At 62.5% G+C, this 14,946-nt stretch carries 10 protein-coding genes; 1 reads left to right on the top strand and 9 read right to left on the bottom strand.

Features of this window, described 5'->3' with window-relative positions; translation table 11 throughout:
• Positions 1-129: 129 nt before the first annotated feature.
• The 9 genes from VHD36_21710 to VHD36_21670 all read right to left on the bottom strand — a co-directional run bounded on the left by VHD36_21710 (position 130) and on the right by VHD36_21670 (position 12,973).
• A complete protein-coding gene (locus VHD36_21710) occupies positions 130-1,500 on the bottom strand; it encodes a PQQ-binding-like beta-propeller repeat protein (GenBank protein HVU89963.1) in 1,371 nt (456 codons plus the stop codon).
• 333 nt (positions 1,501-1,833) lie between these two features.
• Positions 1,834-2,493 carry a phosphate signaling complex protein PhoU gene (gene phoU, locus VHD36_21705; GenBank protein ID HVU89962.1) on the bottom strand — a complete coding sequence of 220 codons (660 nt, stop codon included), beginning with the start codon at positions 2,491-2,493 and terminating at the stop codon, positions 1,834-1,836.
• Positions 2,494-2,510: 17 nt separating this feature from the next.
• A complete protein-coding gene (gene pstB / locus VHD36_21700) occupies positions 2,511-3,443 on the bottom strand; it encodes a phosphate ABC transporter ATP-binding protein PstB (GenBank protein HVU89961.1) in 933 nt (310 codons plus the stop codon).
• A gap of 32 nt (positions 3,444-3,475) precedes the next feature.
• Positions 3,476-5,245: a phosphate ABC transporter permease PstA gene (pstA, locus tag VHD36_21695; GenBank protein ID HVU89960.1), complete on the bottom strand. Its 1,770-nt coding sequence runs from the start codon at positions 5,243-5,245 to the stop codon at positions 3,476-3,478.
• Complete coding sequence (locus VHD36_21690) at positions 5,235-7,844, bottom strand: ABC transporter permease subunit (GenBank protein ID HVU89959.1); 2,610 nt, start codon at positions 7,842-7,844, stop codon at positions 5,235-5,237. The genes pstA and VHD36_21690 overlap by 11 nt, the downstream gene beginning before the upstream one ends.
• A 22-nt stretch (positions 7,845-7,866) precedes the next feature.
• Positions 7,867-8,955 (bottom strand): PstS family phosphate ABC transporter substrate-binding protein, encoded by a 1,089-nt coding sequence (locus tag VHD36_21685; GenBank protein HVU89958.1) that lies wholly within the window; start codon positions 8,953-8,955, stop codon positions 7,867-7,869.
• 153 nt (positions 8,956-9,108) lie between these two features.
• Positions 9,109-10,854, bottom strand: coding sequence for an ATP-binding protein (locus VHD36_21680; GenBank protein HVU89957.1), 1,746 nt, complete (start codon positions 10,852-10,854; stop codon positions 9,109-9,111).
• Positions 10,855-10,857: 3 nt separating this feature from the next.
• The gene (locus VHD36_21675; GenBank protein HVU89956.1) at positions 10,858-11,544 is read right to left on the bottom strand and encodes a response regulator; all 687 of its coding nucleotides are present in this window, start codon (positions 11,542-11,544) and stop codon (positions 10,858-10,860) included.
• A gap of 280 nt (positions 11,545-11,824) precedes the next feature.
• Positions 11,825-12,973, bottom strand: a complete 1,149-nt coding sequence (locus tag VHD36_21670) for a PEP-CTERM sorting domain-containing protein (protein HVU89955.1) — start codon at positions 12,971-12,973, stop codon at positions 11,825-11,827.
• Positions 12,974-13,592: 619 nt separating this feature from the next.
• Between VHD36_21670 and VHD36_21665 the strand changes: the two genes are divergently transcribed.
• A complete protein-coding gene (locus VHD36_21665; GenBank protein ID HVU89954.1) occupies positions 13,593-14,897 on the top strand; it encodes a dockerin type I domain-containing protein in 1,305 nt (434 codons plus the stop codon).
• Positions 14,898-14,946: the final 49 nt, after the last annotated feature.

The following is a 14,946-nucleotide window of genomic DNA, read 5'->3' as shown; positions in this document are numbered from 1 at the left end:
AATGCCCTGTGGGCACCACGGACCGCGGCGTGGCAACGCGGCGCTGGCGGGCGAGCCAACCGTGGCACCGAAAAAGTTAATTGCCGAAAAAGTCACGGCTTTGGTGCCCGCAGGGCACCCTACCACGCGCTATTTCTCGCTTGCCCGTGCGGCGGGCTTCGCTCCCTTTTGCAGGCAATACAGCCGCGCTGCGGTTCGCAACAAGACTTTGTCGCCGACGATGGCCGGCGTGGCCATGCTCATATCGTCTTCGGCCAGGTCGTTGGTGCGGACGATTTCGAATTCACGGCCGGCCTTGATGACGAAGGTCTTGCCGTCTTCGTTCAAGCAGAAGATTTCGTCGTTATATGCCCAGGGGGACGACGTGAAAGCCTTGCCCTCGGGCAGGCGCTGTTTGTCGTAGACCATCTCTCCGGTGCGCGCGTCGTAGCACGACAAGAACCCGCGATCGTAGAGGACGTAGAGCAGCCCTTTGTAGATGATCGACGTAGGATTGTAGGGCGCGCCGTCCTTCTGGCACCAGACGATGTACTCGTTGCTCGTTTGATCGTCGGCCAGGCTGATATCGCCGACCGCGCCCGGCTTGAGCGCCATGAGGGGCTTTTTCTTGTCCATCACGTAGCCCGAGCTGACGTACAGCAGACCGTCTTTGGCGTAGGGGACGGCGATCGTGATGCTGGACATACCACCAAATTCGTAAAGCAGATTGCCGTCGAGATCGTAGGAGCGGACCTTGCCGGTGCCCGGCGTAATGATTTCGGTGCGCAGTTCGTTTTCCCAGATAAAGGGCGTGGCCCAGTTACTCTTTTCATCGCGCTCGACGCGCCAGATCTGTTCGCCCGTCGCCGCGTCGAGGCATACCAGATACGACTCCTCTTCGTTGTCGTTGACGACGTATAAGCGGTCTTTGTACAGCACCGGCGACGCGGCGGTGCCCCAACCCAAGCGCGTCTTGTGCGGCGCCCACTTCTGGCTCCAGACTTCTTTGCCCTCCAGATCGAGGCAATACAGCCCGACGTTGCCAAAGTAGACGTAGACGTGGCGGCCGTCGGTGACGGGCGTCTCCGAGGCGTAGCTGTTTTTCAAATGGATCGAGCTTTGCGGCGGCCCTTCGTGTACCGTGCGATCCCACAGAACCGTGCCCGACTTCAGGTCGAGGCAATAAACCTTCCACTGATGCACGGCCTCGGACGGCTTCGGTCGATCGCCGCCGAAATAAAGTCCTTTTTTCGGAGCTTCGGATTCGCCCAGGTTCACCACGGTGCTGAGAAACACCTTGTCGCCCCACACCACGGGCGACGACCAGCCGCGGCCGGCGAGATCGGTCTTCCACAACACGCTCTCGGTCGTGCTCCAGGTGTCGGGCAGGTTCGCCGACTCGCTCTCCGGTAAGCCGAGCGATTTGGCGCCGCGCAGCTGCGGCCAGTTATTCCCCTCGGCCGCCCGGCCGATCGTGGCCACGCTCAAGCAAAGCAGAAAGAGGAATATCGTGCGATTCATGGAAATGCTCCTCGCTTGAAGCAAATGACGTTTGGTGGAAATGAGCCAGACCACCCACGCGTCGGACAATTTCGCGCGGCCAGGAGAAAGGAATCGACCTGTTACGAAGGAACGCCGCAGCGAACCGCCTGCCCACAGCCGGCTTGCAGGTAGTCTACGCCGCGGCCAGGTGGCGGACAAATCGCGACGGGCGTAGGCGATGAACTCCCTCTCCCTTTGGGAGAGGGCCGGAGTGAGGGGATCGGCGATTCGGCTACGACTTTGAATCGCCCCTCACCCTAACCCTCTCCCGGAGGGAGAGGGGACGAGCGCGGGGCACCGTAGACGATGCGGCTATTCGCCGTTGCGATGGCGAACGATGTCTCCTTCGACCATGTAGATCACGTCTTCGGCGACGTTGGTGGCCATGTCCGCCAAGCGCTCCAAATGGCGCGACACCGACAACAGCCGCATATACAGGTCGAGCTTGTCGGGCGATTGCCGCATCTGACTCTGAATGCGATCGCGAATGATTCGCTGTACGGCATCGACTTCGTCGTCGTCGTCGCGGATTTGCCGCGCGATCAACGTGTCGCGATTCACCAGCGCGTCCAGGCTGCGGCGAACCATCGATTGGGCCTGGGCGGCCATGCCGCGGAACTCGGCCGGTAATTCCACCCGCTCGTGCGCGGCCAGGTAGGCAACCCGCTTGGCGATGTTGCGCGCCAGGTCCCCCATCCGCTCCAGATCATTGTTGATCTTCAACACCGCCACGACGAACCGCAGGTCGGCCGCAACGGGCTGGTAGAGGGCCAGCACCTTCAAGCACTCTTCTTCGACGTCGACCTCCATGCGGTCGATCTCGTCGTCGCGTTCGATGATGGCGCGGGCCAGGTCCCCATTGCGATTCACCAGGGCGGAAATCGCCTTGGCGATCGCGTCTTCGACCAGCGTTCCCACGAGCAAAATCTTCTGCTTGAGGGCCTCGATCTGATGCTGCAGGTGCTTGGACATTGCGAGACAAAAAGGGACTATCCGAAGCGGCCGGTAATATAGTCCTCAGTCTCTTTTAATTGCGGCTTGGTGTAAAGGTCGCTCGTCAACCCGTACTCCAGCACTCGGCCCATGTACATGAAGGCGGTGTAATCACTGCTGCGCGACGCCTGCTGCATGTTGTGCGTGACGATCAGCACCGAGTACGTGCCGCGCAGCTCCTGAATCAAGTCTTCGATCTTGCCCGTGGCGATCGGGTCCAAGGCCGAACAGGGTTCGTCCATCAGCAGCACTTCGGGCTCGGCGGCGATGGCCCGGGCGATGCACAGACGCTGCTGCTGGCCGCCCGACAGGCTCAGGCCGCTTTCGTGCAGCCGGTCCTTGACCTCGTCCCACAGGGCGGCCCCTTGCAGGCTGCGCTCGCAAACTTCGTCGAGCACGCGGCGATCGCGCTCGCCGTCGATCCGCAACGAGTAAACCACGTTTTCGTAGATGCTCATGGGGAAGGGGTTCGATTTCTGGAACACCATGCCCATGCGCTTACGCAGCTCGATCACATCGACGCCGGGACCGTAGGTCGAGTCGCCGTTCAAGCGCATCTGGCCTTGGATACGCACGGTCTCGATCAGGTCGTTCAGCCGGTTCACGCTGCGCAGGAGCGTCGACTTACCGCAGCCCGAGGGGCCGATCAGGGCCGTGACTTTACCGCGCGGGATGGGGAGCGAGATGTTGAACAGCGCCTGCTTCGCGCCGTACCACAGGCAGAAGTCATCGATCTGCAGGACGGGATCCTGCGCGGCCACGGAGGGATGGATGGCCGAGGCGACCCGTTCGCCGCGGGCGATCGCGGCCAGGCGCCCCGTCTCGAACGACGTGCGTTCGCTGGCAGTTGCGACCGACGTCGCAGGCCGGTCCGAGGGTACGGCAGGCGTCGCGACGCGCGAAGGATCAATCGATTCAGACAGTGTCACGTAAAAGACTCCGTCACGTTCATAGTCTCTCGCTAGGCCTGACTCTCTCCGAACCGCCGCCGCAAGCGATTCCGCAGGCGAACGGCGGTAATGTTCAGGGCGGCGATAATGGCAATCAAGAGCAAGGCCGTGGTAAAGACCATCGGCCGAGCGGCCTCGCTGTTCTGACTGTGAAAGCCTAGATCGTACAGGTGAAAACCGAGGTGCATGAAACTGCGCTGCGGATGAACGAAGGGAAAAACGCCGTCGATCGGCAGCTCGGGGGCCGACTTCATCGCTCCCACGAGCATCAAGGGAGCTACTTCGCCGGCGCCGCGAGCAATCGCCAGTATCATGCCGGTCATCACGCCGGGCAAGGCGCGCGGCAAGACGATCCGCCAGATCGTTTGCCACTTGCTGGCCCCGCACGCGTAGGAGCCTTCGCGCATCGAGCCGGGCACGGCAGCCAGCGCCTCTTCGGTCGTCACGATCACGACCGGCAGCGTCAATAGCGCCAACGTCAACGAGGCCCACATCAATCCGCCGGTGCCGAACGTGGGGGTATTCTCGGCCAGAGATGTGGAAAAGAAGAGCTGATCGATCTGCCCCCCCAACAGGTAGCAAAAGAATCCCAGTCCGAACACGCCAAAGACGATGCTGGGCACGCCCGCCAGATTATTGATCGCAATGCGCAATACGCTGACCAGCACGCCGCTACGCGCGTATTCACGCAAGTACAGCGCGGCTAGGACGCCGAACGGGACGACCGCGATCGACATGATCAACGTCATCGCCACGGTCCCCCAGATCGCTGGGAATACACCCCCTTCGCTATTGGCTTCGCGCGGGTCGTCGCTCAAGAATTCCCACCAGCGCGAAACGTAGACTCCCAACTTGCCGGTCCAGCTCAAACGGTTCGGCGCATACGCCCGCACAATCTGATCCAGGGGCACCACTTTGTCCTGGCCATTGGCCGTCGTGAGGCGCATTGCGTAGCGGGCGTTTTCCTCATCCAGCGCCGCGATTTCCTGCGTGAGGCGCGCGTTTTCGGCCGCTTCCCACTCGGCCAGCTCGGACTGCGCTTCCCGCGCGGCGTGATACTCGGGCGAATCCTTGCCGTGTGTCAGGCTCGCGGCGAGAACTTTGAGACGCGCCGAGTTCTTGCGGCGATTCAGCGCGCCCAGTTCGTGCTTGGCCAGCCGAGCTCGGGCATGCAGCCGCTCGCGCACCGCCGGATGAAACTCGGCCATCCGGTCCCATACCTCCTGCGGCGACGTCGCGATTTCCTTGCCATCGATCAGTAGCGCTTGCGGCGTGCCGTAGAATCGGCCCCAGGCGAACCGCTCCAGGACGACGGCCCATTCGGGCGAAGTCTCTTCGGCAACGAGCGGATCGTCGATCCAGCGATAATGCTTGCCGGTCAGGTCATAGTTGCCGGTGCGCACGAGCGATCGCGATACCAGGCCATCGGACTCGCTACAGGCGGCGCGGATCCTGGTGGCGTGTTCGGCAGGCAGTTCGGCGAGCCGCTGTTCGCTGGGGCGATACGTTTCGCGCTGCGAAAGTTCGCCCAGGATCGTCTCGCCATCGAAAGTGCGCAGCTCGACGAGCGGCTGCGGCCAGAAGGTTGCCAACCCGCGACACAGGACCAGTGCCAACAGGCCGACGATCATGGCCAGCGCCACGGCCAGGGCGCCGCCGGTGAGCCAGATCATCGGCTCGCCATTGGCAAGGACGGTGCTGCCCGATCGCCCGCGCCGCGCGGACGAAGTGAACGGCGCCTCGGGGCGCGCGGGGGACGGCGGGGCCAGGCTAGAGCTCATATGCCCTCCGTCGGAAACGGAGCCGCACGGCTTCGGCCAGCGTGTTCACGATGAAGGTAATCACGAACAGCGCGAGTGCCGCCACGAACAACGTGCGGTAGTGGGCGCTTCCCTGCACGGCCTCGGGCAACTCGGTGGCGATGCTGGCCGACAAGGTTTGAAATCCGTTGAAGATGTTCCAGTCCATGATCGGCGTGTTGCCGGCGGCCATGAGCACGATCATCGTTTCGCCGACGGCGCGCCCCAGCCCGATCATGACGGCGGAAAACAGTCCGCTCATGGCGGTGGGAATAATGACGCGAATGGCGGTTTGCCAGGGAGTGGCGCCGGCGCCCAGCGAGGCCGATCGCAGATGGGCCGGCACGGTCGACAACGCGTCGTCGGCAATCGTATAGATCAGCGGGATGATGGCGAAGCCCATCACGAAGCCGACGACCAGGGCGTTGCGCTGTACGTACGTGTCGAGGACTAATCCGCGCGGATCGAGATGCAGTGAATCGAGCAGTAACCCCACGGTCGCGGCGCCGGCCACGGTGACCACGACCGCGATCAGAAACTTGACGAGTTCGAGCCAGGCCCGTCGTTCGCGCCCCATTCCGCGGAGCGTGCTGCGCAGCCAGGGATTCACCTGGCGGCCGATGAAGAGGGCGGTCGCGAGTGCCGACAAGGGCAGGAACAAAACGATCCAGCCCCCCAGCCCGCTGCCGATCTGGCCGTCGACCCACGAGCGCAGGTCACCGGCAAACAGGGTGCGCTCGATAAGCGGCCCCACGAGCGCCGAGGCGAGTATCCCCACCGGCAGAGTTGCGCAAATGAAGGCGAAACGCCATCGAGCCAACAACAAACCGGCGCGCGCCGGCAGCATCTGCCACAAGTACGCGGCCACCAGGTACGTCAGCGGCACGACAGCCACGCTGGCCAGCACGGCGGGAATCATTTTTTCGACGTACGGCGCGACCACCAGCGCCGCCACGAATCCCAGCACGACGCTCGGCAGGCTGGCCATCATTTCGATCGCCGGCTTGATGCGAGCCTTGATGCGCGGCTGCAGAAACTCGCTGCTGTACACCGCAGAAAGCAAGGCCAGAGGCACGGCGAACAACAGCGAATAGATCGTGGCTTTCAACGTGCCGAACACCAACGGAATCATGCCCAGCTTCGGTTCGAAATCGTCGCCCCCGCCTGAAGATTGCCAGACGTGTTGTGGGCCTTCGTAACCTTCGTACCACACGGCACGAAAGAGGGTCGCTGGCGAAACTTCGGGATAGCCTGTCGCGAGCGTCCATTGCTGCGCCATGCTGCCAGCAATCGCGACCAAGGCATCCCCCTTGGGCGTGAACGCCGCCAGCCGGGCCGCGGCCTCATCGCCGGCCGCATTGCCTGCTGCCGGAATATCGACAAGCGCGCGAGCGCTGGTCACTTGAAATACGTGCATGCTGCCGTCGTCATAAGCCGCCGCGACCAACCGTGCCCGTAGCGACGAGGTCAGCGACGACACGGCGCTTTGCGGTCCTGACAACTCGTGTGCCAGCGCCAGAACAGCCCCGTCAGCGGTGCGTGCCTCGGTGGGCTTCGTAGGAAACCAGGCGCGAACGCGCCCCAGGGAATCACCCGCGACGAGCGTCGTCTTGCCGGGCAGAAAGGTCAGCGCCGTGACCGACTGGTTCGATTCGGGCACGAGATCCACCTGCTCGGCGAGCCGCGGTTGCTCGAGATCGCGAATGTCGTACCGCAAAAGATGACCGTCGTTCCAGATCAAGTACGCGTTGTCAGCCTGACCCGAAACCAGCAAGCACCGGGGCGGCCCGCGTTCGGCCGATGGCGCGTATGGCATGGCGACGTCGACGGCATGAGATTCCACCGCCTCGCGCGCCAGTGCGGGTCGCCGGCGCACGGCGTGCAACATCAGATTTCCCTTATCGTCCAGCACGCAGCAAACGCGGCCGGTGGGGCGTGAGGAGGAATCGACGCAAGCAACCGCCGCCGAGCCGGCCGGCACAATCGGTTCGGACGGCACGGCACGTACCGTTTGTAATCGCAACGCACCTTGCCGGGTGCGCGAGAGTAGCCCCTCCTTGTAGACCGCCGAAGAAGCATCGGCGAGCTTGCTCCGGATGTCTTCAGGTATCTCATTCTCGTCGGGAAATGTGGTGGTAAAGCCCAATCGGATGGTGCGCACCGATCCGTCCGCGAAGCCGCACGACGCCTCGCGACCGCCGACGCTGAACGACCAGGCGGTGGGCTTTTGATCAGGGAACAACTCCTGCTCGTGGATGACGTCCCCCGTGTCCAACCGGAACGCTCGCAGCGTTGCCTCGGCTGACATTGCCCAGCCGAGGACCCGGTACTCGTCAATTTCGAAATGCAGACAATCGGCAATGGCAGGCGACAGCGGCCCCCGTTTGACGGGCGAATAGCTGGCCGGCAGAAACAGCGGCACCGCGACGCATACCAGGAAGATACAGACCGTGGAAACTGCGATCACCGTGCCGATACCGCCCAGCGCGATCAGCGTGCGCGCGACGCGATCGACGATCCTCACGCTACGTCGCGTCTGCCGATGCCGCGGCCGACCGGTGAATGTTTTGGCATGACTCATCGCGCTACCACATGGACGGTTGTCACCGATCGGCGCCACTGTCGGGCATGCGAATCCCAACGCTCGCAAGCGCCCTGGCGGCCACCGAAGCGCTCACCGGATAATAGCCGTCCCTGACAACGTCGCTTTGCCCCGCGGCGCTGAATACGTACTTGATGAACTCTCCTCGCAAGGGATCCAGCGTTGAGCCGGGCTTGTAATTCACGGCAATCCACAGAAATCGTGCCAGCGGATAATCGCCTGTCAGCGCAAACTGCGGCTCGGGCGGCACAGCCTTGGAAGATGTGTCAATCGCCAAGGGAACGGCTCGCACGCCCGCGGTTGCAAAGCCAATGCCGCTATAACCGATCGCGTAAAGGTCGCCGGCAACGGACTGCACGACCGAGGAGCTGCCCGGCAGCTCGATGACCGATTCGCGATAGTCGCCGCCGAAGAGTGCATTTTCCTTGAAGTAGGCGTATGTGCCCGATGCCGCATTCCGCCCGTAGGCGCTGATCGTGCGGTTCTTCCATGCGTCGGTCAGGCCCAGATCGCCCCAGGTGCGGACGCTGCGTCGAAAGCCGCTCTTGCGGTGCTGCGAATAGATCGCATCAAGCTGGCCCAGCGACAATTGCTGAATCGGGTTGTCACGATGGACATATACGGCCAGCATGTCGATGGCGGCCGGCAGCAGCACCGGTTTGTAACCGTACTTGGCGTCGAAGGCGTCAATCTCGCTGGCCTTCATGTCACGGCTCATGGGCCCGAACGTCGCCGTACCCGCGATCAGTGCTGGGGGCGCGGTCGACGATCCTTTGCCTTCGACCTCGGCCCGCACGTCGGGATAATGGCGCTTGAACCCTTCGGTCCACAGCGTCATGAGGTTGTTCATCGTGTCGGAGCCGACGCTCTTGATCGATCCCGAAACGCCTGACGTCACTTTGTAGTCGGCAAGCGCGGGCTCGGCCGCGGCCGACGGCGCTTTCGTTGCGGCCTGGTCCACCGCCTTACGCTGCGGGGACGAGTCGTCCGCGCGGACCGCAGCGGGACGAATGACCACGACCAGCGCAAGGACGGGAGCCCAGCAGGCTAGCGCCGATAGCAGGAGCGCGGAATGACACTTGGGCAACATAGAAACGGTCTCGGGCCGCAAGGGGCCGGCGCGGCGAAGGGTTCCAGGGCGGGCGCGACGCATTGTAGGGGGCGATTGTTAGGATTTGGTTAGCGAATCACGCAAATCACCCCATAGTTCGCGGTATCCGTCGAAGGCCCGGCGGCTGCCGCATCACGCGATGGCACCCGTTGTTTCGCGGGGGGCCGCTGAGAGCGGCAAGTGGATGCGGAAGACACTCCCCACCCCCGGAGTACTGTCGACCGTGACGCGTCCCTGGTGGGCTTGCACGATGTGTTTGACGATGGCCAGCCCCAGCCCCGTGCCCCCCAATTTGCGGCTGCGCGCTTTATCGACGCGGTAGAAGCGTTCGAACAGGCGGGGCAGATGCTCGTCGTCGATGCCACAACCGTGGTCGCTGACGGCGATCGTGACTTCGCTGTCGTTCTCAACGGCGGTGATCAGAACCTCTGAGCCCGGCTCGCTGTATTTGAGCGCATTGTCCAGCAGGTTGGTGACGGCTTGTTCCAACAACGGGGCATTGATGCGTGCCATCAGCGAATCTTCGCAGTCGACGCGAACTTGAATTTCGCGCTGGGCCGCCTTCGTCTGGCAGTCGTAGAGCACGGCCTCGAGCACGTCGCGGATCGCGACCTCTTCGACGACCAGGTCCACGGCGCGCTCGCTCTGTTCGATCTTGGATAGCGCGAGCAGGTCTTCAATGATCGCGTTCAAGCGATCGGCCTGCGTCGCCACGATGCGCAAAAAACGCTCGGCGTCTTCGGGGTTTGCCAAAGCGCCGTCGAGCAACGTCTCGACAAAGCCCTTGATCGAAGTGATGGGCGTTTTCAATTCGTGGGATACATTGGCCACGAAATCGCGGCGGATCGTTTCCAGGCGGCGGAAGTGTGTCACGTCGCTCATGACGATTACGGCGCCGATACCGTCGCGATTCTGTTGATCGCGCAATGCCGTGCCGCGGATTTGGAGCACGCGATCGGGATCGCCGTGCAGCACGACGTCGTCCTCGATCGACTGATTGCTGGCCAGCACCCGGTCGGCAAAACGACGCAGGTCGGGATTGCGCACCACTTCGTGCAGGTTTCGACCCAGCGGGTGGGTCAGCGTATTGCCGACCAGCTCGGCCGCGGCCTGGTTGATCGTGATCACGCGTTGCCCGGCATCGATGGCCAGCACCCCTTCGACCATGCTCGAGAGCACGACTTGCTGCTCGGTGGTCTGGCGAACGATGGTTTGCAATCGTTCCTGCAACTGCGAGGCCATCTGGTTCAGGGCGCCGGCCAGCCCGGTCATCTCTTCCGATCCACTGGCGGAAAGCTTATACGCCAGATCGCCACGGGCGAATCGCGCGGCGACGTCCCGGATTTCCTCGAACGGGCGGCTTACTTGCCGGGCGACCAACAGGCAGAACAAGGCCGCCAATGAAGCCAGAACAATGCCCGCGCCAAGCAGCGTGAATTGCAGGCGCCGGGTGGCCGTTTGAACCGCCACGGCGGGCACCCAACCGATCATCGTCCCCAGTTCTTCTTCAGCGCGAAGAATCTTTGCGCGCAAGACGACGTCGTTTTCTCCGCGGCGCGTTCCGGTAGGGAGATCGGTGGCATGCCGCCCCGATTGAACGATGGCCTTGCCCCCGGCATCCTGCACGACGAGGTTGATATCGGTGCCCGCAGTGATCCCGTCTGCAAGCGTTTGCAGCCGATCCGTATCTTCTGGGGCGAGTGTCCGGCCGACGTGCTCGTCAAGCACTTGCGCGGCGAGACGCAATTCTCTTTCCAGCCCGGCAACGTGTTCCTGCTCCAACAGGTGCGCGGCATACCAGCCAACGCAAACCAGCGAGATGCCGGCAACCAGAACGTAGGACGGATAGAGCTGCCACAGCAAACGCTTGCGGGCCATCCACTACCCCTTGAAGCGATAGCCGATGCCACGGACCGTTTCGATGTAGTCGCCGTGATCGCCCAATTTCTTTCGCAGGCCGGCGACCTGCACGTCGACCGATCGCTCGGTGACCGGATAGTCTTCGCCCTTGACGGCATCGACGATCTGCCCGCGGGTGAAAGCCCAGCCGGGCTTGCGGGCCAGAAAGTGCAGCAACCGAAACTCGGTGAAGGTCAGGTCGACCGGTTTGCCAGCTAGCAGCACTTCGTGCCAGCCGGGATGAATTACGAGGTCGTGCACGGTCACCGCCCCCTCGTCATCGGCCGATTCCTTGGAGCGGCGACGCAGAACAGCCTTCACCCGCGCCACGAGCACCCGCGGACTGAAGGGCTTGGTGACGTAATCCTCGGCGCCCAGCTCCAGGCCGGTCACCACGTCTGCTTCTTCGCTTTTGGCGGTGAGCATCAACACGGGGATGTGCTGCGTGCGCGGATCGGCCTTCAGGCGGCGGCAAACTTCCAGGCCATCGACCGTCGGTAGCAGCAGGTCGAGCAAGATCAGGTCGGGCACGTCGCGGCGCGCGGCAGTCAAAGCTTCTTCGCCGGACGCGACGCCCACGACGCGATAGCCTTCCTTGTTCAGGTTGTAGCTGACCAATTCGAGAAGGTCCTGCTCGTCGTCGACAACAAGGACTCGCTCTCGTGACATTGCGACACTCGTCGGTTGGTGGCCGGTGATCCCGGGCATCATGCGTAGCATGGGATTGTTAGGATTCCGTGAGGATCGTGTTCGTTTCGCGCAATGCAAGCAGCGAGTGCGCCGAATTTCCTTCGGCCGGGGGCCATTCTACCCGAGGCCCTAGTGGGTCTTCAATTGTCGGCGAGCACATTCGCACTAGCATGACGATTTAGCCGAAAAAAAGATCCCCCTGCAAGCGCTCCTTGCAGGGGGATCGAGTGCACGCTCATCAAGATTCGCCGTCGCGCGCTTAGCGGCTGGCCAACTTACCGCGGAGGCGGCGAGCCACGAGCAGCAGGCCCAGGCCCATGCCGCCGAGCACGAAGGTGCCCGGCTCGGGCGTGGGGGCATAAGCAATGCCGCGGAAGGCCTCGTTGGTGCTGAGGGCGACGATCAAGTTCGGTGAACCCGTGATCGTGGAGTTGTAACCCGAGGTGTCGAGCAAGCTGACGACACCTTGGCTGCTTCCGCCCTGGCGGGTGGCGTAGAGTTGCACGCCGTTGGCGGTGACGCTGCCGGTCAGACCGCGGTAGGCATCGCTCGCAGTGCCGATGACACCACTGGCAACCCAGCTACCGGAGACGAGCGAGAACTTCTCGATGCCCACACCATCGTCAGCAACGTAAGCGGTGTCGAAACCCGGGCTCGCGGGATTCAGCTGCGTCAAGAACATTCCGTAGGGGCTAGCCGACGCGGGACCGAGCGCGAAGGGCGTGCCACTGCTGGTGGGGAGCCCCGTGCCGACGGTATTCACGCCCTTGTTGGAGCCCGAACCACTGGTGGCATACAGTTGACCGCCAAAGATCCCCACGACGCGCGTGTTGGTGACCGTGGTGCTCAAGGCCGTGCCGGCGCCGCTCGCGCCGAGCGTGGTGGCGATGATGCCGCCGGGGGTGCCAGCGCCCGAGGTCCAGATATCCGTGCCGTTGCTCGTGACCGCGCTGCGGATGTTGTTGCCGCTGTAGGAGGTCAACGAGGTTGTGGTGTCGACGTTTGCATTCGAGTTGATGACGCCGACGACGCGGACCGTGGCCGATCCGCCCGTGGTGCTGGTGCTGGCGACGCTGGCCGTGCCGACGGCGGCGTTATAGCCGGTCAGGGTCAGATATTTTCCGTCCGCCGAGAGATTCAAATAGCCGTCCGAGGTCGCGCTGCCGCTGTCGGTCAAGCGCAGATTCGAGCCGTTGACGGCAGTCGGCATGGGAATCGACTGAACGAGCGTGCCCGTCGGCGTGTATTCGTTGACAAAGACCGGCGCCGCGGCGCTGGTCAGGCTGGTCGTGCCGTCGCCGATTTGCTCGACGACCAGGTCGCCCGCCGTGAAGGGAGCGGCTTGAGCAACCGAAGGAAGAAGACCGAGAGCTACAATCCCTGCAATTTTCGAGATACGAACACGCATTGGCTCAACTCCTCAAAGTAAGAAATTTCAAAAGCGGCAAATGTGCGGACCATGGACGCGTACGCGTCGGGTCTCGCGACGAAAACAACAAAAGGGGCTAAGAAGGGCGCGAACGAGGGCCGGGCATTACGCCCGGGTGCGCAAACTTAGCGACGCGAAAGAAGGCTCAGACGAATTGGAGATTCGTTGGCTAGCGTCACCATGGCCCAAAAAGATCAAGCGTGCGCGATTCGCGGCAACTGCTGCCGGATCTTGCGCGAGCGGCGAGGTTTCATGACACCGCTGCAAGCACGCTCAACGTGGCGGGAAGATAGCGGGACAATGTTTGAGACAGATGAGCGTCGGATGAAAAACAGATGAAATCTGCATTGCCGATCGACGCACCCCTCGTTTGCATTCTCGCTCAATGCGGCGCGCCTTAAACTAACGCTCTTCTAACAATCTGCTAGCGCGATCCTAGCGCAGCGCCGGTAGAGTGCGACCGCCATTTTTCTTGGGCCACCGCCGTGGGGGCGAGCATTAGGCGTAAAGGCCCTTTCGCCGGATCAAATCGCGTCGCACTACGTTCCCGGCTAGACGCCGGCTATCAGATTGACGGAATTCTTGAGAAAGGTCGGAAATGCAAAAGAAGGTTGTCGCACTCACCGTGTTCATGGCTCTGTTCGCATCGATCGCCTCGTATGCCGCGGCAGACACGACCGATGCGCTGATCCTGAATCAGGCGAATGCCGTAAGTGGCAGCAAGTATTTGTCGGCCGGCAAGACGGACAACTCGTTCGGCCGCGTCGAAGGTAACGGTCAGAATTGGATGCAGCTGCTGGTTACCAAGACCGATCCCGGCAAGAACACGCTGAATCTGCAGGGCTACCAGATTGATTGGTCGTACAACAAGGACGCTCAGGATTTCGGCAGCGGCGTCATCACCTTCAGCAACGACCCGGTGTGGCAAAGCGTCCCGATGGGAACGGCCATCACGATCAATGAATCGCAACAAGCCTGGTACCTGATCAACACGCCCGATTCGTCGACCGGCAATCCTGATGGCGACCTGCCAGGCCAGGGCGGCATGCAACGAGATGGCCAGATCGACGGGCTCGGCGTGCTGCACGGCACGCCCTATACCGGGGATCCCAGCGTGGAGAAGCTTCTTGATTTTTCCTCCAACACGGCCTGGAACCCCTACGCTCAGGCCACCGGCAACATGCAGCCCGGCCCGAACTGGAATATCAACGTCTGGGCCGGTCAACAGAGCGGCGGCCAGTTCCAGTATTTCAGCTTCAGCGGCAGCGTCACTTCAGGTGGCGTCACCTCCGCGATCGGCACCGACGCCGCCGGATTGTTCACCGTCAACAACGACAACTGGCAGTTCACGATCAAGGACGCGCAGGGCAATGTCGTTGAAGGTCCGGTGGGCGAGGCTGTGTCGGGCTGGGCTGCCGGCGGAGTCAACTCGCAAGAGCTCATTAAGCTCGAAGCATTCGCGACGGGCACGGGTGCCACGCTGTCGAATTATCAAAACGTGAACATCGCCAACTATGCCGATGGTTCCAGCAGCAGCTACGGCGGGCCGACGCAATGGACCGGTGCGGGAACGGAAGTGCAAGACCTCAGCCCGCTGCGCGATTGGTTCAACAACATTAAAGTCGGTGACGCCAATCTGGACGGAATCGTCAACAGCCAGGACCTCGCCGTGGTGTCGTCCTCTTGGTTGAAAACCGGTGTCGGTCTCTTGGGCGGCGACATCAATGGCGACGGCATCGTCAACAGCCAAGACCTGGCTTCGATCTCGTCCAATTGGCTGCAGACCGGCGGAGCTCCTGCCCCGGCATCCGCCAACGCCGCGTCGGTGCCTGAGCCGGCCTCCTACCTGCTTTGCGCAATCGGTATGGTCGTGGGATTGCTGTGGCGACGATTAGGTAGCTAACTCGTTTCGCTGCTTGCCGATAGCCGTCGATTGTTCAAGCGAGTTTTTA

The organism is Pirellulales bacterium (genome assembly GCA_035546535.1).
GTDB lineage: Bacteria > Planctomycetota > Planctomycetia > Pirellulales > JACPPG01 > JACPPG01.
The sequence above is the reverse complement of the archived record's forward strand: the minus strand, read 5'-3'. Positions and strand labels throughout refer to the sequence as shown.

Coding starts and splice junctions, on each gene's coding strand:
- VHD36_21710 (HVU89963.1), bottom strand. CDS start 1,500: ATGAATCGCACGATATTCCTCTTTCTGCTTTGCTTGAGCGTGGCCACG.
- phoU (HVU89962.1), bottom strand. CDS start 2,493: ATGTCCAAGCACCTGCAGCATCAGATCGAGGCCCTCAAGCAGAAGATT.
- pstA (HVU89960.1), bottom strand. CDS start 5,245: ATGAGCTCTAGCCTGGCCCCGCCGTCCCCCGCGCGCCCCGAGGCGCCG.
- VHD36_21690 (HVU89959.1), bottom strand. CDS start 7,844: ATGAGTCATGCCAAAACATTCACCGGTCGGCCGCGGCATCGGCAGACG.
- VHD36_21685 (HVU89958.1), bottom strand. CDS start 8,955: ATGTTGCCCAAGTGTCATTCCGCGCTCCTGCTATCGGCGCTAGCCTGC.
- VHD36_21680 (HVU89957.1), bottom strand. CDS start 10,854: ATGGCCCGCAAGCGTTTGCTGTGGCAGCTCTATCCGTCCTACGTTCTG.
- VHD36_21675 (HVU89956.1), bottom strand. CDS start 11,544: ATGTCACGAGAGCGAGTCCTTGTTGTCGACGACGAGCAGGACCTTCTC.
- VHD36_21670 (HVU89955.1), bottom strand. CDS start 12,973: ATGCGTGTTCGTATCTCGAAAATTGCAGGGATTGTAGCTCTCGGTCTT.
- VHD36_21665 (HVU89954.1), top strand. CDS start 13,593: ATGCAAAAGAAGGTTGTCGCACTCACCGTGTTCATGGCTCTGTTCGCA.